This is a genomic window from Gottfriedia acidiceleris (assembly GCF_004138285.1).
In the GTDB taxonomy this organism is placed as follows: Bacteria; Bacillota; Bacilli; order Bacillales; family Bacillaceae_G; genus Gottfriedia; species Gottfriedia acidiceleris_A.
In genome coordinates, this window is sequence record NZ_SCFN01000019.1 from 1 (window position 1) to 23896 (window position 23896).

The window sequence follows — 23896 nt, forward strand, 5'->3', positions numbered from 1 at the left end:
AAATTTGACAAAGGTTTCAATAATTATGACTAGTTATAATAAGCCAGAGTATATTACAAAATCTATTCAATCAATTTTAAATCAAACGTATTCTGATTTTGAATTAATTTTAATGGATGATAATTCAAATGAAGAAACTCTATTAAAAATAAGACCATTTCTGAACGATCAACGAATACGTTTTTATCAAAGTGATGTGAAATCTATAGAAGAAAGAGTTGAGAAAATTAGATACGCTGAATTAATAAATCAAGCACTAAATATAGCACAAGGTGAATATATATCCTACGCGACTGATGATAATTGTTATAGAAAAGATCGTATAGCAAAAATGGTCCATTTTTTAGATGAAAATCCAAACGTAATGGTTACTTATTCTGCTTCATTAGTAAATTTTTTAAATGAAAATAAAGAAGTAGTTAAAACAAAATTAAGAGCAACTCAAGGGATTGTTTCAATAGCGCCATGTCAGATCGATCATTGTTCTATTATGCATAGGCAATCTATATTACCCGTAATAAAAGAAAAGTTCGGTTCTTACTGGGATATCGACCCAGCGTTTTATAGGATTGGGGATGCTCGATTTTTTTGGAGGCTAAATCAGTTTTGGGATTTTTACCCAATTAGAGAAATATTAGATGATAATTTTATTACTGAAAAATCTATCCACTTTCAGTTGGCACAAAAAGAAAAGAGTGAGTTTATTCAATTGTTACCACCACAAAGAACATGTAAAGAGTTAAGAGAGGATTTAAGATTGAAGAAAAAAACTCAAAAGAAAATGGGGGGATAATATGAGTATATATCTCTCAAATTACTGGTTACTTTATAGTGAGTTTTTAAATATTTTTAGAGAACTAAAATATAGAGATGTACCGATAGCAATCATGACAAATTTTTATCAACAAATCGATGAAGATCTTAAAAGACTAATGGAGAAAAATGATTTTCATTTGCAATTAAAACATGCAAATCTTACTGAATTATGCCAAATCCAACCTTTTTTTGAGGACTTACTAATACCTTTAAAAAATCCTATTAAAAAAGTAGAAAAGGGCAAAACACTCATTAATCTAGATTATATTAGAATAACTGGTAGAAAAATGAATGAATTCTTTAATAGAGAAAAAACAGTCATTTTATCTCGATCAAAAAATGACACTTACTCAGAAATTCCAAATCTATTTATTGGAAAGTTCAAAGTTGATACGACTGAATATTCAAGTAGGTTAATTGAAAGTGCAAACGAAATATTAAATAATCTTAAAGAACATCCTGCACTCGGTAATTCATTTTTTAAAAATACATTCATTCAAAGGATTCCTTTAATTGTAGATACAATAGAAACTGTTTTTAATATATATGAGCAAATTGACATTTCTACAGTTTTAGTAGGTACTTCAGAGGATATGGTCAGTCGAGCTCTCGGTATAGTCGGATTGATGAAAGGCGTTCCAAGTATATGTCTACAACATGGAATACTTATGGGAGAAGAAGCTTTCATGCCAGTATTTACTAGCCATATAGCTGTTTATGGTGAATATGAAAAAAGATGGTATATAAATCGTGGTGTACAAGCTGAAAGGATTGCAACAATTGGTCATCCACGTTATGATGACATTTTTATTTATCCAAAATCAAGTAAAAATGAATTCTTAAAAAAGTATAAACTAGAAGAAAATAAAATTACTATTTTAATTGCTACGGGTCCAAATACTGATACAAATAAGTTTAAAAAAATGGTTAGTTTACTAGTCAGAAATAAAATATTCCAAATTTTAATTAAACCACATCCATGGGAATTAGCAAAGAACCGAGTTAAGCTATATATGGATTTAAAGCGACAATATAGATCAGTCCATGTAGTAACAGATCGTAGTGTACTAACTCATGAATTAATATCACATTCTGATTTAGTAATAGCATCGTTGTCTACCGTAGCCCTAGAAAGTTGCTTATTTAATAAACCAACGTTTGTATATTATTTTTTACAGAGTAATCGCCATTATGATTACTTTGATCGATTAGGAAAATACACTCAAAGCGATCCGAATGAACTAGTAAACATCATGTCCTATTACTTTTATAGCACAGAAGAAAAACTTAAATATGAAGAAGTTAAAACCAACTTTTTAATAGATTCCTATAATGTGAAGAATTCCGGAAAAGAGCTTTCTAATTTAGTTAATGAATTAGCAAGGGGTGAAAAACTTTGTTTTTTAAAGATAAAAAAATTTTGGTTATAGGTGGTACAGGCACTATTGGAAAAAATATCGTAAAACATCTCTTAAAAGAAGAACCAGAAGTAATAAGAATATTTAGTAGAGATGAATATAAACAATTTAAATTAAAAAATGAACTTAGTAATGATACAAGACTAAGATTTTTAATTGGTGATATTCGAAATTATGAACGAGTATTGAGTGCAATGGAAGATATTGATTATGTATTTCATACTGCTGCTATGAAACACGTTGAATTTTGTGAATATAATCCTTTTGAAGCTGTCCTTACTAATGTAATTGGCACATATAATGTAATTTCTGCTGCGAAAAATCAGAATGTAAAAAAGGTGGTTTTTACAAGTACAGATAAAGCCATTTCACCTACTAATAATTATGGAGCGACTAAATTAACTGCAGAGAAACTTATCTCTTCAGCAGAATACTCTAAGGGATCTAAAAATACTATTTTTTCAAGTGTTCGATTTGGAAATGTAATAGGATCGAGAGGTTCGGTAATTCCTTTATTCGTTCATCAAGTAAAGGAGAAAAACTTTGTTACTGTAACTGATTTATCGATGACAAGATTCATGATGACATTAGAACAAGCTACGAAACTAACAATTGAATCCCTTAAACTTGCTCAAGGTGGGGAAACGTTTATTTTAAAAATGCCGGTCATTAACTTAAAAGATCTCGCTGAAACTGTAATTGAAGAAACTTCAATAAAATATGGAATTGAACCAACTAAAATAAATATTATTGAAGTCGGTTTAAAGCCTGGAGAAAAAAAATATGAGGAACTAATGACATATGAAGAATCGCTAATCTCATTTGAATTGCCTGATTTATATATTATCCCTTCGTTTTTTTCTTCGAAAAGATTCTATGAGGGAGCAAACAAGCCAAATCCTGGAACTTATAGTTCAGAAGGGGTGACTCCTTTAACTAAAGATCAAGTAAGAAAAATAATTCTACAAGAAAATCTTATCTAAGGAGGAATTTTATGAATGTTTTAGTTACCGGTGGTACCGGTTTTATTGGTAGATGGGTAGTTGGACGATTACTAAAAGATCAGCAAAAAGTATGGATTGTCGATAATTTATCTAATTCAACCATTGAAAATATAATGGAATTTATTGATGATGAAAACCTTAAAGGATTAAGGATTATTGACCTAAAAGATAGAGAGTCAATACAAGAACTTTTTAGTAATATAAAATTTGATATTTGTTACCATTTAGGTGCAAGTATAAATGTACAAGATAGTATTGATGATCCAGAAATAACTTTTCAGAATGATACGATTGCTACTTTTTATTTACTAGAGGAATGTAAAAAATATCAAGTGAAAATTGTTTTTATGAGTACATGTATGGTTTATGATAAAGCGAACAATGATGAAGGTATAAATGAGAGTTCGACAACTAAGCCTACTTCACCTTATGCAGGTTCAAAAATAGCTGCAGAAAGTATGGTACTGTCTTACTTTTTTTCCTATGGATTACCAGCTGTAGTGTTAAGACCTTTTAATACTTATGGACCATTTCAGAAAACAGGTGGAGAAGGAGGCGTAGTTTCTATTTTTATTCACAATAAATTAAATGGAAAACCTATTAATATTTATGGTGATGGGACTCAAACTAGAGACTTACTTTATGTAGAAGATTGCGCAGATTTCGTAGTAGAAGCTGGGTATAACGATCTCTTAAATGGAGAGATAATTAACGCAGGTAGCGGAAAAGATATATCCATTAATGATTTAGCAAATAAAATATCTCAAAAACAAGTACCTATTTATCATATACCTCATATTCATCCTCAAAGTGAAATTCAAAAATTATTATGTAATTTTCAAAAAGCAGAAAATATTATGCGATGGTCACCTAAAGTGTCTATTGATGAAGGAATATTGCGAACTGAAACTTGGATAAAAACAAAGCTATCGAAAGAGAGCGATTCTAGAAATGAATAAAGATAAATTAGCCATTCACGGCGGACAACCTGTGCGAGAAAATTTTTTACCTTATGGAAAACAAGTTATAAATGAGGATGACATTCGTTCAGTCATCGATATATTAGGTAGTGATTTTCTTACAACCGGCCCAACAATTGAACAATTCGAAAGGGATATAGCTGAATATACAGGTGCTAAATATGCAGTAGCCTTTTCAAGCGGTACTGCCGCTTTACATGGAGCTTGTTTCGTAGCTGGAATAGGAGAGGGAGATGAAGTTATTACTTCTCCAATGACATTCGCAGCTTCTTCAAACTGTGTACTATATCAAGGAGGCATTCCAGTATTTGTTGATATTGATCCGAATACGTATAATATGAGCCCGTCTTTAATTAAGGAAAAGATCACTAAAAATACAAAAGCTATTATTCCTGTACATTTTACAGGTCAGCCAGTTGATCTTGAAAATATCATAAAAATAGCTAAGGAAAACAACCTGATTATTATTGAAGATGCAGCACATGCTCTAGGAGCTAAATATAAGAATAAAAAAATTGGTTCAATTGGTGATATGACTATGTTTAGTTTTCATCCTGTCAAACATATTACAACCGGAGAAGGCGGGATCATCACAACTAATAATAAAGATTATTATCAGAAATTATTACAATTTAGAACACACGGTATCAGTAGATCTAAAGAGTTTCTAAATGAATATCACGGTCCTTGGTACTATGAGATGCATTCACTTGGCTATAATTATAGACTAACAGATATCCAAGCCTCACTCGGAATTTCCCAATTAAAAAAGATAGATTCTTATATTGATAGACGTAAACAAATTGCTAATTTTTATACTAAAGAATTAAAGGCATTAGATGAAATTATACTACCTTATCAAGCTATCGATGGAGATTCAAGTTGGCATTTATATATAATAAAACTCCAAAGTGCTAAATTAACGGCCAATCGAAAAGAAATTTATGAAGCACTACAAAAAGAAAATATCGGTGTAAATGTCCATTATATTCCAGTATATTATCATCCTTATTATCAGAGTTTAGGGTATAAGAAGGGGCTTTGTACGATTGCAGAAAAATGTTATGAAGAATTTATTACACTCCCATTACATGCTGGAATGAGTGTTCAAGACTCGGAGGACGTTGTAAATGCTATTAAAAAAGTATTAAGTTTTTATTCGAAAACTAGTCAGTAATGAATTAATTTATTGAGATTTAAAGGGAGAGTAAAAATGAAAGTGGTAGCAATTATTCAAGCACGAATGGGATCCTCAAGATTACCCGGAAAGGTACTTCGAAAAGTTTTGAATAAACCCTTATTAGAGTATCAGATAGAACGCGTTAAACGGGCAAAGTGTATTAACGAAATAATTATTGCAACAACAATAAATGAAACAGATCAAAAAATTGTGGATTTTTGTGAATTATTGTCGCTGACTTACTATAGAGGATCTGAAGAGGATGTATTATCTAGGTATTATGAGGCAGCTTCTATTTGCCAAGCAGATATTGTTGTACGTATTACTGCTGATTGTCCTTTAATTGACCCCGATATTATTGATCAAATAATCAATGATTTTATTAAAAATCAAAGCCACATTGACTATGTTTCAAATACTGTTCAGAGGAGCTTCCCTATTGGTATGGACGTAGAAGTGATGACTTTTCCTTTAATTGAGTCTATTAATCGATTAGATCTTCCACAATCTTATAGAGAACATGTTACACCCTATATTTATCAATCAGGTAAATATAAAATTAGACAAGTACTTCAAGAAACAAATAAAAGTCATATACGGCTTACGGTTGATACTCCTCAGGATTTAAATTTAATTAGTAAGATATTAGAAGAAATTTATCCGGATAACCCCTTTTTCTCCCTACAAGATATTTACAATTTATTGGATAAAAACCCTAAATTATTATTGATTAATAATCATATTAAACAAAAAAAGATAGAGGATATAAATGATAAATAAAAATATTTTTTTTCGAGTAGATGCTTCTTATGAAATTGGGACAGGTCATGTAATGCGTTGCTTAACCTTAGCCCATCTATTTACTAATTTGGATATAAATATTAGTTTTATATGTCGAGATTTACCCGGGAATCTAAATAAGTTAATAGTGGACCTAGGCTATAAAGTTCACATATTACCTGGTTCAACTAAAGTTACCGAGCCTAAAATTGTCGAAAGCCCTTATGAAGGTTGGTTGAAAGTAGATTGGAAGACAGATGTAATTCAAACAGTAGATATTATAAGTAAGGTAACAACTAACTCTTGTTTACTAATTGACCATTATGCGATTGATTCTAATTGGGAAAAACTATTTTATAGTTATACCGGCAAACAAATCATCGTTATTGACGATTTAGCAAATCGAAGTCATTTCTGTAATATCCTTCTCGATCAAAATATATCTAATAATAAAGAACGATATGATGCCCTAGTGCCAATAAATTGTGTTAAATTTATTGGCACTGAATATGTCATACTTCGCACTGAATTTTATGTTGAAAAAATAAAATTAAAGGAAAGAGACGGTAAAATACGAAGGATCCTTGTTTTTTTTGGAGGAAGCGATCCTACTAATGAAACGCTTAAAACGATTCAAGTTTTAACAAAACCAGCGTACTCAGATATACACATTGATATTGTTGTCGGAGATACAAATCTAAATAAAGAATTAATTAGGTCATTATGTAACAAAGTACCTAATTTTTATTTTCATTGTCAAATTAACTATATAGCAGAATTAATGAGACTTGCTGATATCTCAATTGGTGCAGGTGGAACGACCACATGGGAAAGGTGTTACTTAGGTGTACCAACTTTAACAATAGTAACTGCTGAAAATCAAATTGATATTACAAATATAGCAAATGATATAGGAGTAATATGTAATTTAGGTAAAAGTTCTAAAGTAACAAAAGAAAGAATTGAACAAGGATTGAATTTGTTGATACAGAATCCTTCGAAGGTAGCAAAAATGTCTCAAAAAGCTTTAGGACTTATGGGTGAAAATAAGTTAAATAATTTTATAGAAAGGGTAGTTGAATGCTTAATTGATCCGGATTGAAGACTTTAAACTTAAAGATATTGAATTGAGAGATTTAAATATATTGTTTACTTGGAGAAATACTGAGCGTATAAGATCAGTGATGATTAACGATGAGGTTATCACATATAGTCAACATTCTCATTGGTTTAGATCATTAAAGGATGATCCAACGAAAATTGCAAAAATATTTCTATATAAAAATCTACCAATTGGTTTTATTCAATTCACAAATATAAATAAACTAAATGGAACATGCGAATGGGGCTTTTATATAGGTGAAAATACGACACCACGTGGTTTTGGGACAATAATGGGTATTTTAGCGCTGGACTATCTTTTCAATGAGTTAAAAATGAGAAAGTTAAGTGCTTCTATACTTGATTTTAATGTTACTAGTATAAATTACCACAAGAAATTAGGCTTTACAAAAGAAGGGAGACTATTAAAACAATATATAAAAAACAAAAGTTTTATAGATTTAGTTTTAATGGGTCTGTTTAAAGAAAGTTGGTATAAACATAGTGAACAATTAAAAAAGGAGGTTTTTAGAGATAGTGAAAGAGATAATAATAGGGAATAAAAAAATTGGAGAAAATAATCCACCCTTCATTATTGCGGAAATGTCAGGAAATCATAATAAGTCACTTGAACGAGCATTAAAAATTGTAGAGGCTGCTGCAATTGCAGGTGCCCACGCGTTTAAAATTCAAACATATATGCCTGATTCAATGACACTAAACATTCGTAGCAATGAATTCATGGTAAATCAAGGTAATAATCTATGGAAGGGAAAGTCCTTATACGAATTATATGAAGAAGCTTATACTCCTTGGGAATGGCATGAGCCAATATTTAAAAGATGTAAAGAACTAGGTATGGTCCCTTTTAGTACACCATTTGATGAAAAATCACTAGAATTTTTGGAAAAGCTCAATGTACCATGTTATAAAATTGCTTCATTTGAAAATAATGATATTCCACTTTTAAAAAAAGTTGCCTCCAAAGGTAAGCCTATGATTATATCTACTGGAATGGCTACATTATCAGAGGTTAGTGAAGTTGTTAAATCAATTAGTGAGGCAGGGTGTAAAGATATTATTTTATTAAAATGTACTAGTAGCTATCCTGCCACTCCAGATAATTCAAACATTAGAACAATCCCATATTTAAAAGATTTATTTCAATGTCAAGTAGGGTTATCTGATCATACATTAGGCAATGGAGTAGCTGTAGCTAGTATTGCACTTGGTTGTACAGTAATTGAAAAACATTTCACATTAAATCGCTCAGAGGGCGGGGTAGATGCTGCTTTCTCAATGGAACCAGATGAATTTAGGAATCTTGTAACAGAAACTGAATCAGCATGGAGAGGCTTAGGATCTATATTATTTGGTCCTACTGAGGAAGAAAAAAAATCATTGCAGTTTAGAAGGTCAATTTATATTTCAGAAGATATTAAAGCTGGTCAAGCATTAACTAAAGATAATATCAAAATTGTTCGTCCGGGTTACGGGCTTGCACCAAAATATTATGAATTAATCTTAGGAAAAAGAGTTAATAGAGACATAGACAAAGGAACTGCACTTAGTTGGGATGCTCTATTGAAAGGAATGCATGAGTCAGATAGCCACTATTAATTTATTACAAATATTTCCAAATATAGAGATAGTAATCTAATCATAAATTTATTATTTTAATATAATATATTGAAATGAAATTAGAGGAGATGATTTTAAATGGGTTCAAAAAATGAGAGTTGCAAATCTAGAAGTATCTGCGAGATGTTAGCTGGTTTACCCCCTAAGTATCCAGTTAGTGAATTTGTTGCAGATGGAGTAACTGAAAGTGTTGAATTTTTTATTACATTAGATTCTAGAACTAGATTAGCTTATTTCTCTGGAGTAGGTGGAAGTTTGGTAATAGTAGAGTGCAGAAAAATTTCATCTATTGAGATTCCAGGAGTATAATAGTAGTTTTAAAATTTCCCTTGCTAAAAGCAAGGGTTTTTTTTGAGGAAATATTAGCCAGTACAGGTCACCGTTGTGAATTATTTTAAATTTGAAGTAAATTATTATATGAAACTAATTAATATCAAATGTTAAGTGAATCAGAAGCGGCAAAAAATTGGTTTTCACGATTGTTTAAAGTAATCTCTAATTCTAAACCACTGAAGCCTATATTTTTTATTTTACTCAACCTATTGGAAGATGTGAGCTGACGTTCGAGAACCGCTGTTTCTTCGAAAGTGTTGGATGAAGAAGTTGGTGGCTTGGATTGATACGGACTAATCGTTTGATTTATTGTACGATCCTCTAATTTGAATAGGTTTCGAAAGTACAATCAAAAGTCATTCCTCTGTGGGGATAAATGGGGTCAGGATTGCAATGGTTTCATTTCTTATCTGATTGCCCGACAAGAGATTAAAGGAAAAGTTTTTCGACCAACATAAAATGGTCAAAATAGAAATTACCCAAAAGGCACAATGATTTTTTAATTTAGCCCAATAAATTTAATACCTATAAGCTCCCTTCTAGGCTATCCATTAATGCTTGGAAATTTTGATTTGATTTTAAATCAGGATAGTTTTCTACGACTACTAATAGACGACTTAGTGCACCAGACAATTCTGCATCAGCTTTACTTTTATCAGCAGTCGTTTGAGCACCAGCTAATTTTGCGCGTGCATCTGTTACTGAAGCAATCACATCTTTCTCTTGTGTAGCATATCCTTTTACTGTATTAACTAAATTTGGTATTAAATCTGAACGACGTTTTAGTTGGTTATCGACTTGCGACATTTTATTTGTTACATTTTCTTCCTGAGTCACAAAGCTATTATAGCTTCCAACACCCATAAAGATTAGAACGACTACAATAATTAAAGCAATCCATATTCCTTTATTCTTCAAGAAAAAACACTCCATTTCCAAAATATGTATTTTTAAAGATGATAGTATTAATATTTAACCATATTATTTGATATAAAGCATTTTTATTCAAATATTGAATGACAATTTAAATAAAATTAATAAAAATTTAATTATCTATTTGACTTAAACGTTTTATTTGTGATATAAATGTTTCATAACATTTTAATAGTGAGCGTTGAAAGGCTTAGTAGTGTGAATGGTATTGGATCAGAGAGCTAATGGTTGGTGAGAATTAGCACAGACATTGACATGAATTACACCCTTGAGCATTCTTTTTCGAAATTTGTTTAATGCAAATTAGGATTAGAACGGTTAACAACCGTTAATTGTATGAGAGGTAGCTGGCTTTATTAGCTACAACTAGGGTGGTACCGCGATTATAATTATTCGTCCCTACTGTTTATCAGTAGGGACTTTTTATTTTGTTTAAACGACGTATAGATGATAGAAGGGGTGGGCTAAAAATGGAAAATATCTTACAAGATTTAGAATTTCGTGGATTAATTAATCAAATGACAGATGAAGAAGGTCTACAAAAATTATTAAGCGAAGAATCTGTTTCATTATATTGTGGTTTTGACCCAACTGGTGATAGCTTACACATTGGTCACTTATTACCAGTGTTAATGTTAAAGAGGTTTCAAGTTGCAGGGCATAAACCGATTGGTGTAGTAGGTGGAGCAACTGGAATGATCGGTGATCCAAGTGGTAAGAAGGCAGAACGTACGTTAAATACTGCTGATACAGTAAAAATGTTCAGTGAACGAATTCGTACACAATTACTACCATTTTTAAACTTCGAAGGTGAAAATGCTGCTAAGGTAGTTAATAACTTTGATTGGACTGGCGAATTAGATGTTATTACATTCTTACGTGACATCGGTAAAAACTTCGGATTAAACTACATGCTAGCTAAAGATTCAGTTGCATCTCGATTAGAAGCAGGTATTTCATTTACTGAATTTAGTTACATGATTTTGCAATCATATGATTTCTTAAAATTATACCAAGACCATAACTGTAAATTACAAATTGGTGGTAGTGACCAATGGGGTAATATTACAGCAGGTATGGAATTAATCCGTAAGACAGAAGAAGATTCAAAAGCTTTTGGTCTTACAGTACCTTTAGTAACAAAAGCTGATGGTTCTAAATTTGGTAAAACAGAAGGCGGAGCAGTTTGGTTAGACCCTGAAAAAACAACTCCATACGAGTTCTACCAATTCTGGATTAATACAGATGACCGTGATGTAGTTAAATACTTGAAATACTTTACTTTCTTAACTAAAGAGGAAATTTTAGAGCTTGAGAAACAATTTAATGAAGCACCAGAACAACGTATTGCTCAAAAAGCATTAGCTGCTGAAGTAACGAAACTTGTTCACGGTGAAGAGGCTCTTGATCAAGCAATTAAAATTACAGAAGCACTATTTAGTGGATCTGTAAAAGAATTGACAGCTGCTGAAATCAAACAAGGTTTTAAAGACGTGCCTTCATTTAATTTAAGTGAAGCCGAAAAAGGATTAGTAGACTTACTAGTTGAAGCAAAAATTTCTCCATCAAAACGTCAAGCACGTGAAGATGTACAAAACGGAGCGGTTTATGTAAATGGAGATCGTATACAGGACGTTGCAACAGTGTTAACTAAACAAGATGCAATTGAAGAGCAATTTATTATTATTCGTCGTGGTAAGAAGAAATACCACTTGGTTACATTATAATATTGAACAAACAGTGAACGAAAAAGCAGTAGTTTGGTTGGAAGTAGTCCAGAGAGCGAGTGGTTGGTGAAAACTCGTCTACACAATCAAATGAATTACATTTCGGGAGTTTTCTTTTCGAAGTTAGTTGATCTAATGGAGGGAAGAACGTATATCTACGTTACAGATTCGAGTGATAAGGATTTTTACTAAATATTAGTATTTCTTCTTATAACTAGGGTGGTAACGCGATCGAGGTCGTCCCTATTTTTAATAGGGGGCCTCGATTTTTTATTGTCTTTTTTTGAAAGGGTGAAAAATCATGGAGATTGTTGCAACAAAAGATTACAGAATATTGGCAAAACTCAATGAAGATGTACAAAATTTACATGCTGAATTGTTTCCAGATTTTTTTAAGGTTCACAATCTGGCGGAGATAACTGAGTTTTTCAAGAGTGTAGTTGATAAACCAGATCATCATTTTTTTGTAGTTAAAGATATTGAAGAATTAGTTGGATATGCTTGGATTGAAATAAAACATATACCTGAAGGACCAATTAAAAAGGCTTTTCAGTTAGGTTATGTACATCAAATAAGTATTAATGAAGAAAAAAGAAATAAAGGATACGGTTCATTCTTAATCCATAAAATTGCTTCATTTGCATGTGAAAATAACCTTTCTAGAATCGAGCTAGATTATTGGATCGATAATAAAAATGCAAGAAGCTTTTATGAGAAACTTGGATTTGTTAAACATCGTGAACATGTATATATGGATATATAAATAAGGGAGAGTATTAAAGTGAAAAATATTGAATTAGGTGCGTTAATCGCACTGTTTACAGTTATTATGTCTAGTTGTCTAGTTATATTAAAAACGGATCCACAAATTCCACTTTTATTATGTGTTGTTTGTTTAGCAGTTTTTGGACTTTTTAAAGGATTTAAATGGGAACAGATTGAAAATGGGATGAAAAAGGGAATTCAAAATGGATTATCCCCCACGTTAATCTTAATGATGATTGGTCTATTAATCGGTTCTTGGATGCTAAGTGGTACAGTACCAACATTATTATTTTACGGAATTTCTGTACTATCAGCTAAGTGGTTTGCAATCAGTGCAATTTTTATTACAATCATAGTTGCTAGTTTTACGGGTAGTACATTTACAACAATTGCTACAGTTGGTGTAGCGTTAATGGGAATCGCTCATATTATGGGGATTTCACCAGCAATTGCAGCAGGTGCGATTATTAGTGGTGCGTGTTTTGGTGATAAAATGTCACCAATATCAGATACAACAAACTTTGTTCCAAGTATTTTAGGGATAAAGGTTAATGAGCATATTCGACACATGGCATATACAACAATTCCAGCATTAATTGTTACGGTTATTTTATTCTTAATCATCGGTATGGGTCATGGAAATACAGATATGGCACAAGTTACAGAAATGAAAAAAGCAATTTCATCTAGCTTTGAAGTGAATCCGTTGTTATTAATCCCATGTTTAATTGTTTTTATTATGGCATTTAAAGGGTTTTCAACTTTACCAACGATGTCGGCTGGTATTGTTAGTTCATTATTTTTAGCATTTTTCATTCAAAAAGATATTTCTCTTGGAATAGTGTTTAAAACCTTACAAGATGGTTTCAAATTAGATACAGGAAATGAAATGCTTAATTCGATTGTTAACCGCGGAGGATTACAATCAATGATGTGGTCAGTTTCATTAATTTTTATTGCCCTTGCTTTAGGTGGATTATTACAAGAGCTTCAAGTATTTGAGACATTAATTCAATCTTTATTTAATTTGAAACGTAAAGGAAGTATTGTTATTGCAAGTACATTATCAGCTATGGGGGTAAATCTTCTAACAGGAGAACAATACCTTTCAATACTACTTCCTGGGCAATTATTAAAGGATGTATTTATCAAAAAAAATATTCCGCTTAAAAACTTATCACGTGCATTAGAAGATGGCGGAACACTTTTTAATCCAATCGTTCCTTGGAGTGTAAGTGGTGCCTTTTTTGCTTCAACATTAGGAGTACCTGTTATTGATTACTTACCGTTTTCATTCGTACTATTTATTACACCATTATTCAGTATGTTAGCCGCTTTATTCGGTAAAGGATTAGAAGTTGAAAATAAAGGTGAAAGTTCAAGGAATGTCGCATAAACAAATTGTTTCTACGTAAACTAGTTTTTGTACGAACTGTTTAATGGAGGGAAAAAAATGAGTCATGCAGCAGGTGGTTCAAAGAAAAATCGTCCTAGTGACGCAAATCATGTAGATGCAAAAACGAAAGCTCATCAAAAGAGACTTTCGAAGGATCAACATAATCCTATGGACTATAAGTATCCTAGATAATTGAATAATTACTTTTGAATCAATCCCTTATACGAAAGAAAGGACATTCGTTTCTTTTCGTATAGGGGATTTTTTAATTGCAGTCGTCTAATTGACAAGTCAAAATTTTTATGGGGATTATTGTGAAGTATTTGTGGAATATTCCAAATTTTAGTGAAATCCTTTTAATTATTCGATAAAATAATAGTTAAAGTAATTTTATTTAAGGGGATAAAGGTAATGAGCTTTTTTAAAATAATTACATATACAATTATTATTGGGATACTAAGTTATTTATTCTGTATCATTTTTATCGGTGTAAATAGCATTTTGCAATATCAGCATAAAGTACCTAAAAACGCCGATTATGTCATTGTATTAGGTGCTGGATTGAAAAAGGATAAACCTACTAGAGCTTTACGTTATCGAATTGAAACAGCAGCTAAATATGCTAAGGAAAATAAAAGTGCAAAAATTATTGTTTCAGGTGGAAAAGGTAACGATGAATTGATTTCAGAAGCTGAATGTATGAGGGTTGAATTAATCAAATTAGGAATTGGGGAAGAAAGAATCATTAAAGAAGAGTTATCGACAAATACATACGAAAATATGAAATTCTCCAAAAAACTCATTAATAATGATCAAGCAAAAGGAATCGTTGTTACTAATGATTATCATTTATTTAGATCTTTAAAATTGGCTAAAAAGCAAGAATTGAATGTAGTTGGTCTTCCTGCAAAAACACCAAAAGTGATTATACCTACTGCATACTTAAGAGAATGTTTATCCATTTTAAAAGCTACTTATTATAAACAAATTTAATTTAGTAGGCAATCTATCATTTTTATAAAAACTATTATTTAATTTGTACCAATGTCCGTTTCATTTTTTGGAATGAAACATTTTATATTATATGGATTTGCTTGTCCAAATAATATGAAAGGAGTGACGTTGATGGCAAAATTTTTATCAACTGGCGTACTAAGAAGACATTCTAGTACTCAGTTTTTAACAGTGGAAGCTCTTAATGTTGACCCGGATGACTCTCGTTCTGTGAGTGTTTTAATGTTTGACTGGTCAAGTGGTTCACCAATCATTCTTCCTATGGTTGATCCATCTACAGTAACAATTCCACCAAATCAATATAGAACATTTAGATCTTTCCAACTTCCAGCAACTTTATTTGCTTATGAAATAAGAATTCTTCATCCAAAAGATCGAGATGTTGTAGTAAATGTATTTGGATTAAGTGACATTGCATTTGACCCACAAGAAGGTAATAATGCAATGCAACATGACTTAGCGGTAGTGAAATTAAAATAATATAAAAGCTTATTTTAATACACCTCTCATTTCCGCATAAGTAGCCCTTCGAGTAAAGTCGAGGGCTTTTTTTTTTACATATTAATGGGGTGTAAAATAATAAAAAAACCTCAATCAAATTTGATTGAGGTTTCTCATCGCCTTCTAAGAAGCGATATTATTAACGGTTGTAGAATTCAACGATAAGAGCTTCGTTGATTTCAGCTGGTAATTCAGAACGCTCTGGTAAGCGGTTGAAAGTACCTTCTAATTTGTCAGCGTTGAAAGTGATGTACTCAGGTACAAAGTTGTTAACTTCAACAGCTTCTTTAACTACAGCTAAGTTTTGTGATTTTTCACGTAAGCTGATAGTTTGGCCAATTTTCACGCGGAAAGAAGGGATATCTACACGTTTGCCATCTACTAAGATGTGACCGTGGTTAACTAATTGACGTGCAGCACGACGAGTACGAGCAAGACCCATACGGTAAACTACGTTGTCTAAACGAGTTTCTAATAAGATCATGAAGTTTTCACCATGTTTACCAGTTAATTTACCAGCGATATCAAAAGTGCGACGGAATTGACGCTCATTAACACCGAACATGTGACGAAGCTTTTGCTTCTCTTGTAATTGTAAACCGTATTCTGATAATTTTTTACGTTGGTTAGGTCCGTGTTGACCTGGAGCGTAAGGGCGTTTTTCTAATTCTTTACCCGTTCCGCTTAATGAAATGCCTAAACGGCGAGATAATTTCCAAGTAGATCCTGTATAACGAGACATTGATAGTCTCCTCCTTAAGTTTTTATTTTGGAGTAAAATAAAAACGTTCGTGTAGCCCCAGTTTGTATATTTTGCTTTCATGTATCCTCGCCCCAGCAGCCGGAGTTACGCGATGACACCTCTAAAATAGTAGAGGAACAAAATATATATCAAGCCTGTGCTTACAACGCTGCGTTATTTTACACAAAAAATAGTATAACAAGATAGTATAAAATAGTCAAGGTCAGTTTTATCTTTAACTTTCTATAAAAAGAAAAAAGAAATCCAAATAAAGGATTCCCTTTTGAAATAAACTTTCTTATCTAATTGTTTCTTCAATTAAATTTACAATTGCTTGAAGATATTTTTGATCCATTTCATCAAAACGATTGAATTCAGGACTATCGATATCTAATACTCCAATTACTTCACCGTTATGCATTAAAGGAATAACGATCTCCGAATTTGATGCAGCGTCACAAGCGATGTGGCCAGGGAATTCGTGAACATTATCGATTCTTTGAACTGTTTTTGTTTGGGCAGATGTACCGCAAACTCCCTTGCCGTATGGTATACGCACACACGCAGGAAGACCTACAAATGGGCCCAAAACTAATTCATTGCGATCTCCATCTTTTAAATAAAATCCAACCCAATTTATTTGGTGCAAAAACTGATTTAATAAGGCAGATGTATTTGCTAAATTAGCAATTAGGTTATGTTCACCATCTATTAAAGCTTTAACTTGAGCTGTTAGAGTATTATATTGTTGTTCTTTCGTACCTGAATATTCGACTTTTTGAAACATTTGTAGACCCCTTTCCCTATTTTATGTGAAATATCATAGCATATTTCGAAAGAATACTGGTAACTTTGTCGACCGATTTGTAGAGGAAATTATCATCTTTTCGCTAATTAATAAAGGAATTGATGTTGTAAAAGAGGGTGACGAGTATGGAGCAAGATAAACTTGCAACAAAGAAGAAAGTCATCGAGACAGCGCTTACGTTATTTAAAATTAATGGATACCATGGTACTTCAGTAAGGGATATTTCTAAAAAAGCAAATGTAAATATTGCGACGATTTCATATTATTTTAAAGGTAAACAAGGTTTACTTGAACATATCATAGTAGAGTTTTTAGAAGGATACGTTGAAATTTTAGATAAATATAGTTTGTCACTGTATGATAAAAACGCAAATTTAATTTTAATGAACCTTGTTGGTGAAGTACTTAATTATTACTTTTTAAAAAAGGAATATGCTTCGATTTTTTACAGAGAGTTGACAATCGACTCTGTCTTCATTCGTGAAATCATGATGACCTATTTAGCTAGAGAGCGTTATACTTTTACTCAAATTTATGATGCTATTCGTATTTCTAATGCGAAACTAACAATGCCATTTTCAGTCTTTTTCGTCCAGTTAAAATCCTTCCTTTCTACGCCGTACTTATTTCCAGGCTATTTAAATGAAGTATTGTATATACAGCAAAATGATATGTATTTTTTTGAAAGATATAAAGAGTATGTAGAGAAGTGGATCGAATCACTACTCGATATGGATGAGAGACTAGTTAGTCGAGTAGGACTTTCATCCTAAAAGTTCGCCTTTTTCATTGTGAAAAATCACAATGAAAAGGCGTTTTTCGTTGTTTAAAAATCTGAAATTTCTACAAGCTTTTACAGTATTTATTATAGTTTGATAAAAATATGAAAAAATTGAAAAAATTAAGCCAAAAATCAACTTTAACATGTTATTATTAACTATGACCTAAATAAAGAGCGATTTATTAATTCAAAAATTAACGTAAAAATAAATAGATTCTAAAATAGATTCAGATGGCATTTAGAGGAGGTACATCAGGAAAAATGACAATGACATTCTATGTAATTTTAGTCGTAATAGGTATTGTTATCGCATTAATGATTGTAGCCTTAACAATTCGACAACGTTTATACAAAAAACTCGATGAACTTGAAGCGTGGAGAATGCAGTTAATGAGTAAGCCCGTTACGGATGAACTTTCAAAGCTAAAGGCCTTAAATATGACCGGCCAAACGGAAGAGCTTTTTGATAAATGGAGAACCGATTGGGATGAACTAGTTACAACTTTTTTACCGAAAGTAACTGATTCCATCTCAGTAATAGATGAGGCAATTAATAAATATCATTTCATGAAAGCTAAAGCGGGGATTAGTGAAATTGAGGGAAGCCTAAATGAAGCAGAATCAAGCGTCGAAAAAATTCTAAATGAGGTAAGCGACTTAGTAGGTAGTGAAGAACAAAATAATTCGGATATTGAAATGTTAAACCAAGAGTATCTTGAGCAAAGAAAGCTTTTATTAACTCATCGTCATCTATATTCAATTTCTGAAACTCAGTTGGAACAAAAAATGGATGAAATTAAACAGCAAGTCCAATTATTTAATGAAACAACTGAAAAAGGAAACTATTTAGAGGCAAGAGGCTTAGTGAAAGAAATCGCAGATCAAGTACATATACTGAAAACAAATATGCAAATCATACCGGATTTATATATTGAATCTTCTACTACAATGCCCTCTCAAATACATAATTTAGCTGATGGTTTAAAGCAAATGAAAGCAGAAGGATATGCGCTTGATTTTGAAGGATTAGAAAATGAAACAATCGAATGTTCAAAAATATGTATCGACTGTGTCGAATTAATTAAAAAACTAGAAACCACAGAAGCGAATGACAAGCTTGAATTTGTGAAAGCAAAAGTCGATTCAATTTATGACTTATTAGAAAAAGAAGTAGAGAGTAAATTTGTAGTAGAAAAAGAAATATGGACTTCCCAAGAAGAAATTCAAAGGATTCGAGAAGATAATTTAAAAACAAAAGAAGAGACTCAATTAGTTCAGCAAATTTATGAATTAAGTGATGAAGATACTCAAGCTCAAAAAATGGTTGAAAAGCAAGTAAGTATCATTACAAAACGCTTTGAATTATTGCAGATTCGTGTAGCAGAACAAGATCTTGCATTTTCTGTAATTAGAGAAGAATTAGATTTATTAAAGAAGCAAATGGAAGATGTTAAAGAATCTCATTTGATGTATGTTGAAATGTTAAAAGCACTTCGAAAAGATGAATTACAAGCTCGTGATCAATTAATTGAAATGAAACGATTAATGTTAGAGGTCAAACGTCTTGTTCAAATTTCTAATTTACCTGGTATGCCAGTTTCTTCTATGAAACAAATTCAAGATGCGCAAGAAAGTATGCAAATTGTTTATTTGGAATTAGAGAAAAAGCCATTAAAAATGACGCATGTATCATTTTTACTAGAAAAAGCAGTAAAAACAGTACATGATTGCTATAATGATACGAAATATATGATTGAACAAGGATATTTCGTAGAAAAAGTGATACAATATGGAAATCGCTATAGAAGTAAAAATGTACAAATGGCAACGTCAATGGACAAGGCAGAGCAATTATTTAGAGAATTTCAATATAACGAAGCTCTAGAAGAAGCTGCCGTTTCAATTGAAAAAATTGAACCTGGTGCAATCGATAAATTACAAGAAATACTAAATGAACAAAAGTACACACTACCCCTATAGATGTAAATCTTAGGGGTTTCGTCTGTTTTTAGATATAATGAAAAATGGACTCAAGCAATATGGAGGTACGGAAAAATATGATTTATTTTGATAATAGCGCGACTACTAAACCTTATAAAGAGGTATTAGACACATATATTACTGTTTCAGACCAGTTTTTTGGAAATCCCTCTTCGATACATAAGCTAGGTGGACGCTCTGAGCAGTTACTCTCAAAAGCTAGAAACCAAATTGCAGAGCTTTTATCAGTTCAACCATCAGAGATCATCTTTACATCAGGTGGAACAGAGGGGAATAATTTAGCAATAAAAGGAACTGCCATGATGCATCGTTCAAGAGGGAAGCATTTAATTACGACTGAAATTGAACATCCGTCAATTTATGAAGCTTATAAACAATTAGAGGATCTAGGATTTGAAGTAACCTACTTATCCCCAAACGAAGATGGGTTTATTTCTGTTGACCAATTAAAAAATGCGTTAAGAGATGATACGATATTAGTTTCTGTAATTCATGTAAATAATGAAACAGGAGCAATTCAACCAATAGCCGAAATTGGGCAATTATTAACGGATTATCCAAAAGTATTTTTCCATGTTGACGCTGTTCAAGGTATAGGTAAAGTACCATTAAATATTAAACAAGCTGCGATCGATTTATTATCTATTTCTGGTCATAAATTTCATAGTGTAAAAGGAACTGGAATTTTATATATTAGAGAAGGTGTAACATTATCATCTTTAATGACAGGTGGTTCACAGGAAAGAGAAATTCGTTCAGGAACGGAAAATCTAGCAGGAATTGTTTCGATGGCAAAAGCGCTAAGAATCACACTAGAAAAACAAAAAACAATGAATGACCACCTATATAGCATGAGAAATGAACTTATTCAACATTTAGAAATGATTGACTTCGCTGTGTTGAACTCACCACAATCAGATTTTGCTCCTCATATAATAAATATTTCATTTGTAGGATTAAAGCCTGAGGTAATTGTCCATGCTCTATCTGAAGAAAATGTTTTTATTTCTACGAAATCAGCATGTTCTTCTAAAACTTTTGAGATAAGCCGTGTATTACAAAGTATGGGTAAGAGCGAAAAAGTAGCAAGTAGTGCTGTCAGAATAAGTCTTTCGTATGAAAATACAATGGGTGAAGTAAAGCAGTTTAATAAAATAATTAAAGAAGTAATTAAAAATTTATATAAAGTAATGGGGTAACAGCATGAATGTAGAATATATTTTAATTCGTTATGGAGAAATGACTACAAAAGGAAAAAATCGAGGTCGATTTACAAGTATATTAAGAGAAAATGTTCGAAATCGATTAAAAGCTTTTGAAAAAATTAAAATCACTGCAACGCGTGATCGTATGTATATAAAATTAAATGGTGAAGACCATGAGAAGGTTGCTGCCAATTTAAAAGAAGTTTTCGGAATTCATACGTTTAGTTATGCTAGAAAAGTTGATACTGAATTAGAAGCAATTAAACAAGGTGCTCTTGAAGCTATTAACGAGCTTGGTGATAGCGTTAAAACATTTAAAGTAAACGTACAACGTAGTTATAAACAATTCCCATTAAATACACCGCAGTTAAATCGAGAGTTAGGTGGGTATATACTTCAAAATACAGAACACTTAACTGTAGATGTTCATAAGCCAGATGTAGCTGTTCGAGTAGAAGTACGTGATGATGCTACTTATATTACTTGTGGAGAAGAATTTGGTGCAGGTGGCTATCCAGTTGGAGTTGGCGGAAAAGTTATGTTATTACTATCAGGAGGAATCGATAGTCCAGTAGCAGCGTACATGTTGTTAAAACGAGGCGTGTCAATAGAAGCGATTCATTTTGAAAGTCCACCATTTACGAGTGATCGTGCAAAACAAAAAGTAATTGATTTAGCAAGTAAACTAACTAGATATTGTAAACGAGTGACTTTACATGTTATACCATTTACTGAAATTCAAAAAGCAATTCATAAAGAAATGCCTGCAAGCTATACGATGACAATCATGAGACGTGTTATGCTTAGAATTGCTGAGCAAGTTTCTGTTGATCGAAAAGCACTTGCTTTAGCAACTGGTGAAAGCTTAGGTCAAGTAGCAAGCCAAACATTGGAAAGTATGCATACGATCAATGAAGTAACTAACTATCCAGTTTTAAGACCACTATTAGCTATGGATAAATTAGAAATTATGGATATTGCTAAAAAAATTGATACGTATGATATCAGTATTAGACCTTATGAGGATTGCTGTACAATTTTTACTCCGGCTAATCCAACTACAAAACCAAAACGTGATAAAGTGGCTCGTTACGAGAGTCGTTTTGACTTTACAGAACTAATAAACGAAGCTGTAGTTAATAGAGAATCAATCATTTTTGAAAACGAAATGATTCGAAATCAATCGTCAACAAAAGTAGAAGAAATTGATATCGACGCACTTTTATAAAATTACTAAAAATTACCAGTGAAAATATGAATGAAGATATGTGTTTTATCACACTCTATACTCACAAGGAGGTGACAACACATGTCAAATAGAAATGATTCAAGTAATAATTTAGTAGCACCTGGCGCTCAAGCAGCTATCGACGCAATGAAGTATGAAATTGCTACAGAGTTTGGTGTAAACCTTGGCCCAGATTCTACTTCTCGTGCGAATGGTTCTGTTGGTGGTGAAATCACAAAGCGTTTAGTACAAATGGCTGAACAAAGCCTTGGTGGATATTCAAGATAATGAATTTTAAATAATTATGGATTAAGGGGTAGGGTAAAACCTACCTCTTTTCTATTTGCTCTGCCTATTCTTCGGTTGATTTAATAATTTAGATTAACTTTGTTATAATAGAGGGAAAATTAAAGGAGAGACCTGTTCATGTCATATATTGAAAATGAATTTATTAAAATTACAACTAAATCACAGGGGGCAGAGTTGACGGGGATCTATACAAAAAAAGATAATTTAAATTATTTATGGAATGCCGATCCAACTTATTGGGGGAGACATGCACCTGTTTTATTTCCGAATGTAGGTAAATTAATTGATAATCAATATAAAGTGGATAATAAAGTCTATGAGCTTTCTCAACATGGTTTTGCAAGAGATATGGATTTCCAATTAACTGAAACTAAAGAAGACTATATCAACTATGAGTTAATCAGTAGTGAACAAACGCTTTTAAAATATCCATTTCAATTTTCATTAAATATTAATTATAAGATTAAGAACAATACTGTTTTTATTAAATATGTTGTAACGAATAATGATCAGAAACCAATGCCATTTTCAATAGGGGCTCATCCAGCGTTTAACATACCTCTGAAGGAAGATGAAACTTTTGAGGATTATTACATACAGTTTGAAGAGGAAGAAAGATTAGAAACAATTAAATTAGAAGGTCCATATAGAAGTGGTAAAAGAGAACTAATCGGTCAAAATATAAAGCACTTACCATTAACTCGAGAACTGTTTAAGGATGATGCATTAATTTTTGAAAAACTTAATAAAAACGTGCTGACAATTCGTTCGAAAAATCATAGTAATCTAATCAAAGTTCATTTCGAAGGGTTTCCATACGTTGGAATATGGACTACACAAACAGCACCTTTTCTATGTATTGAGCCATGGTATGGAATTGCAGATGAAATTGGCCCAGTAAAAGAAATGAAAAATAGACTTGGCATTCAAATGCTAAATCCAAATGAAACATTTACTTGTACATATAGTATTACAGTTGAAAGTGATTGATATACAGGAAAGGTACTTGATGAGGAGTTTAGGGCTCGCTTTTTTGAAAGCAAGCATCCTGTAATGGAAATCAAGTTCACTCTACTTCTCTTTTTTCCATGAAATAAACTATCTTTTTTAGGTAGTTTATTTTTTTTAGTGAGTTTTTGTTTAAATTTTCTGAAAAATAGTCGAAATATAGCAGGAATTGACTATACAATTAACGAAACCATTATTATTCTATTTTGCAAAATTCAAAATATA

General features: G+C 31.8%; 26 protein-coding genes and 2 other annotated features. Of the genes, 22 read left to right on the plus strand and 4 right to left on the minus strand.

All coding sequences use genetic code 11. The features are described from left to right. Positions 1-4: 4 nt before the first annotated feature. The 10 genes from EP747_RS19650 (at position 5) to EP747_RS19695 (ending at position 9229) form a co-directional block, all read left to right on the plus strand. Positions 5-793 (plus strand): glycosyltransferase family A protein, encoded by a 789-nt coding sequence (locus EP747_RS19650; RefSeq protein WP_129691802.1) that lies wholly within the window; start codon positions 5-7, stop codon positions 791-793. Between the two features lies 1 nt (position 794). Then, on the plus strand, positions 795-2246 hold the full coding sequence (locus tag EP747_RS19655; protein ID WP_129691771.1) for a hypothetical protein: 1452 nt from the start codon (positions 795-797) through the stop codon (positions 2244-2246). Further along, the gene (locus EP747_RS19660; protein WP_129691772.1) at positions 2213-3217 is read left to right on the plus strand and encodes an SDR family NAD(P)-dependent oxidoreductase; all 1005 of its coding nucleotides are present in this window, start codon (positions 2213-2215) and stop codon (positions 3215-3217) included. The genes EP747_RS19655 and EP747_RS19660 overlap by 34 nt, the downstream gene beginning before the upstream one ends. Before the next feature lie 11 nt (positions 3218-3228). After that, positions 3229-4197 carry an NAD-dependent epimerase/dehydratase family protein gene (locus tag EP747_RS19665; RefSeq protein ID WP_129691773.1) on the plus strand — a complete coding sequence of 323 codons (969 nt, stop codon included), beginning with the start codon at positions 3229-3231 and terminating at the stop codon, positions 4195-4197. Beyond that, entirely contained in the window at positions 4190-5395 is a 1206-nt protein-coding gene (gene pseC, locus EP747_RS19670) for a UDP-4-amino-4,6-dideoxy-N-acetyl-beta-L-altrosamine transaminase (protein ID WP_129691774.1), read from the plus strand. Before EP747_RS19665 ends, pseC begins: the two co-directional genes overlap by 8 nt. Positions 5396-5431: 36 nt before the next feature. Then, on the plus strand, positions 5432-6178 hold the full coding sequence (locus EP747_RS19675) for a cytidylyltransferase domain-containing protein (protein WP_129691775.1): 747 nt from the start codon (positions 5432-5434) through the stop codon (positions 6176-6178). Then, positions 6168-7280 (plus strand): UDP-2,4-diacetamido-2,4,6-trideoxy-beta-L-altropyranose hydrolase, encoded by a 1113-nt coding sequence (gene pseG / locus EP747_RS19680; RefSeq protein ID WP_129691776.1) that lies wholly within the window; start codon positions 6168-6170, stop codon positions 7278-7280. The genes EP747_RS19675 and pseG overlap by 11 nt, the downstream gene beginning before the upstream one ends. Then, complete coding sequence (gene pseH / locus EP747_RS19685; RefSeq protein WP_129691777.1) at positions 7267-7842, plus strand: UDP-4-amino-4,6-dideoxy-N-acetyl-beta-L-altrosamine N-acetyltransferase; 576 nt, start codon at positions 7267-7269, stop codon at positions 7840-7842. The genes pseG and pseH overlap by 14 nt, the downstream gene beginning before the upstream one ends. Continuing rightward, on the plus strand, positions 7817-8899 hold the full coding sequence (gene pseI, locus EP747_RS19690) for a pseudaminic acid synthase (RefSeq protein WP_129691778.1): 1083 nt from the start codon (positions 7817-7819) through the stop codon (positions 8897-8899). The genes pseH and pseI overlap by 26 nt, the downstream gene beginning before the upstream one ends. 99 nt (positions 8900-8998) lie before the next feature. Then, entirely contained in the window at positions 8999-9229 is a 231-nt protein-coding gene (locus tag EP747_RS19695) for a hypothetical protein (RefSeq protein ID WP_129691779.1), read from the plus strand. 124 nt (positions 9230-9353) lie between these two features. Here EP747_RS19695 and EP747_RS19700 read toward each other — a convergent pair whose 3' ends face one another. Further along, positions 9354-9602: a hypothetical protein gene (locus EP747_RS19700; RefSeq protein ID WP_129691780.1), complete on the minus strand. Its 249-nt coding sequence runs from the start codon at positions 9600-9602 to the stop codon at positions 9354-9356. A 176-nt stretch (positions 9603-9778) separates the two neighbouring features. Next, positions 9779-10171 carry a LemA family protein gene (locus EP747_RS19705; protein WP_205753853.1) on the minus strand — a complete coding sequence of 131 codons (393 nt, stop codon included), beginning with the start codon at positions 10169-10171 and terminating at the stop codon, positions 9779-9781. A 187-nt stretch (positions 10172-10358) separates the two neighbouring features. Then, positions 10359-10590: a binding site (T-box leader), on the plus strand. 66 nt (positions 10591-10656) lie between these two features. Between EP747_RS19705 and tyrS the strand changes: the two genes are divergently transcribed. The 6 genes from tyrS to EP747_RS19730 all read left to right on the plus strand — a co-directional run bounded on the left by tyrS (position 10657) and on the right by EP747_RS19730 (position 15568). Beyond that, the gene (gene tyrS / locus EP747_RS19710; RefSeq protein WP_129691782.1) at positions 10657-11913 is read left to right on the plus strand and encodes a tyrosine--tRNA ligase; all 1257 of its coding nucleotides are present in this window, start codon (positions 10657-10659) and stop codon (positions 11911-11913) included. 4 nt (positions 11914-11917) lie between these two features. Beyond that, positions 11918-12161: a binding site (T-box leader), on the plus strand. Between the two features lie 53 nt (positions 12162-12214). Continuing rightward, the gene (locus EP747_RS19715) at positions 12215-12676 is read left to right on the plus strand and encodes a GNAT family N-acetyltransferase (protein ID WP_129691783.1); all 462 of its coding nucleotides are present in this window, start codon (positions 12215-12217) and stop codon (positions 12674-12676) included. An 18-nt stretch (positions 12677-12694) separates the two neighbouring features. After that, the gene (gene nhaC, locus EP747_RS19720; RefSeq protein WP_235832949.1) at positions 12695-14074 is read left to right on the plus strand and encodes a Na+/H+ antiporter NhaC; all 1380 of its coding nucleotides are present in this window, start codon (positions 12695-12697) and stop codon (positions 14072-14074) included. A gap of 57 nt (positions 14075-14131) precedes the next feature. After that, positions 14132-14266: a hypothetical protein gene (locus EP747_RS25140; RefSeq protein ID WP_268895674.1), complete on the plus strand. Its 135-nt coding sequence runs from the start codon at positions 14132-14134 to the stop codon at positions 14264-14266. A 219-nt stretch (positions 14267-14485) separates the two neighbouring features. Further along, positions 14486-15067, plus strand: coding sequence for a YdcF family protein (locus EP747_RS19725; RefSeq protein ID WP_129691784.1), 582 nt, complete (start codon positions 14486-14488; stop codon positions 15065-15067). A gap of 132 nt (positions 15068-15199) precedes the next feature. Then, positions 15200-15568: a hypothetical protein gene (locus EP747_RS19730; RefSeq protein ID WP_235832950.1), complete on the plus strand. Its 369-nt coding sequence runs from the start codon at positions 15200-15202 to the stop codon at positions 15566-15568. Positions 15569-15728: 160 nt separating this feature from the next. On the opposite strand, the gene rpsD is transcribed toward EP747_RS19730, so the two are convergent. Further along, entirely contained in the window at positions 15729-16331 is a 603-nt protein-coding gene (gene rpsD / locus EP747_RS19735; protein ID WP_056472146.1) for a 30S ribosomal protein S4, read from the minus strand. 298 nt (positions 16332-16629) lie between these two features. Continuing rightward, a complete protein-coding gene (locus tag EP747_RS19740) occupies positions 16630-17118 on the minus strand; it encodes a GAF domain-containing protein (RefSeq protein ID WP_129691785.1) in 489 nt (162 codons plus the stop codon). A gap of 146 nt (positions 17119-17264) precedes the next feature. On the opposite strand from EP747_RS19740, the gene refZ reads away from it, so the two are divergent. The 6 genes from refZ (at position 17265) to EP747_RS19770 (ending at position 23653) form a co-directional block, all read left to right on the plus strand. Next, the gene (refZ, locus tag EP747_RS19745; RefSeq protein ID WP_129691786.1) at positions 17265-17912 is read left to right on the plus strand and encodes a forespore capture DNA-binding protein RefZ; all 648 of its coding nucleotides are present in this window, start codon (positions 17265-17267) and stop codon (positions 17910-17912) included. Positions 17913-18181: 269 nt separating this feature from the next. Further along, complete coding sequence (ezrA, locus tag EP747_RS19750; RefSeq protein ID WP_165347169.1) at positions 18182-19900, plus strand: septation ring formation regulator EzrA; 1719 nt, start codon at positions 18182-18184, stop codon at positions 19898-19900. Positions 19901-19977: 77 nt separating this feature from the next. Further along, positions 19978-21120 carry a cysteine desulfurase family protein gene (locus tag EP747_RS19755; protein ID WP_129691788.1) on the plus strand — a complete coding sequence of 381 codons (1143 nt, stop codon included), beginning with the start codon at positions 19978-19980 and terminating at the stop codon, positions 21118-21120. A 4-nt stretch (positions 21121-21124) separates the two neighbouring features. Beyond that, positions 21125-22354, plus strand: coding sequence for a tRNA uracil 4-sulfurtransferase ThiI (thiI, locus tag EP747_RS19760; protein WP_129691789.1), 1230 nt, complete (start codon positions 21125-21127; stop codon positions 22352-22354). 81 nt (positions 22355-22435) lie between these two features. After that, on the plus strand, positions 22436-22642 hold the full coding sequence (locus tag EP747_RS19765; RefSeq protein WP_129691790.1) for an alpha/beta-type small acid-soluble spore protein: 207 nt from the start codon (positions 22436-22438) through the stop codon (positions 22640-22642). Positions 22643-22780: 138 nt separating this feature from the next. After that, positions 22781-23653 carry an aldose 1-epimerase family protein gene (locus tag EP747_RS19770; protein WP_129691791.1) on the plus strand — a complete coding sequence of 291 codons (873 nt, stop codon included), beginning with the start codon at positions 22781-22783 and terminating at the stop codon, positions 23651-23653. Positions 23654-23896 lie beyond the last annotated feature (243 nt).

Coding starts and splice junctions, on each gene's coding strand:
- tyrS (WP_129691782.1), top strand. CDS start 10,657: ATGGAAAATATCTTACAAGATTTAGAATTTCGTGGATTAATTAATCAA.
- EP747_RS19755 (WP_129691788.1), top strand. CDS start 19,978: ATGATTTATTTTGATAATAGCGCGACTACTAAACCTTATAAAGAGGTA.
- EP747_RS19740 (WP_129691785.1), bottom strand. CDS start 17,118: ATGTTTCAAAAAGTCGAATATTCAGGTACGAAAGAACAACAATATAAT.
- pseC (WP_129691774.1), top strand. CDS start 4,190: ATGAATAAAGATAAATTAGCCATTCACGGCGGACAACCTGTGCGAGAA.
- EP747_RS19765 (WP_129691790.1), top strand. CDS start 22,436: ATGTCAAATAGAAATGATTCAAGTAATAATTTAGTAGCACCTGGCGCT.
- thiI (WP_129691789.1), top strand. CDS start 21,125: ATGAATGTAGAATATATTTTAATTCGTTATGGAGAAATGACTACAAAA.
- EP747_RS19715 (WP_129691783.1), top strand. CDS start 12,215: ATGGAGATTGTTGCAACAAAAGATTACAGAATATTGGCAAAACTCAAT.
- EP747_RS19730 (WP_235832950.1), top strand. CDS start 15,200: ATGGCAAAATTTTTATCAACTGGCGTACTAAGAAGACATTCTAGTACT.
- EP747_RS19770 (WP_129691791.1), top strand. CDS start 22,781: ATGTCATATATTGAAAATGAATTTATTAAAATTACAACTAAATCACAG.
- ezrA (WP_165347169.1), top strand. CDS start 18,182: ATGACAATGACATTCTATGTAATTTTAGTCGTAATAGGTATTGTTATC.
- EP747_RS19725 (WP_129691784.1), top strand. CDS start 14,486: ATGAGCTTTTTTAAAATAATTACATATACAATTATTATTGGGATACTA.
- pseG (WP_129691776.1), top strand. CDS start 6,168: ATGATAAATAAAAATATTTTTTTTCGAGTAGATGCTTCTTATGAAATT.
- EP747_RS19695 (WP_129691779.1), top strand. CDS start 8,999: ATGGGTTCAAAAAATGAGAGTTGCAAATCTAGAAGTATCTGCGAGATG.
- EP747_RS19665 (WP_129691773.1), top strand. CDS start 3,229: ATGAATGTTTTAGTTACCGGTGGTACCGGTTTTATTGGTAGATGGGTA.
- rpsD (WP_056472146.1), bottom strand. CDS start 16,331: ATGTCTCGTTATACAGGATCTACTTGGAAATTATCTCGCCGTTTAGGC.
- EP747_RS19675 (WP_129691775.1), top strand. CDS start 5,432: ATGAAAGTGGTAGCAATTATTCAAGCACGAATGGGATCCTCAAGATTA.
- EP747_RS19655 (WP_129691771.1), top strand. CDS start 795: ATGAGTATATATCTCTCAAATTACTGGTTACTTTATAGTGAGTTTTTA.
- refZ (WP_129691786.1), top strand. CDS start 17,265: ATGGAGCAAGATAAACTTGCAACAAAGAAGAAAGTCATCGAGACAGCG.
- EP747_RS25140 (WP_268895674.1), top strand. CDS start 14,132: ATGAGTCATGCAGCAGGTGGTTCAAAGAAAAATCGTCCTAGTGACGCA.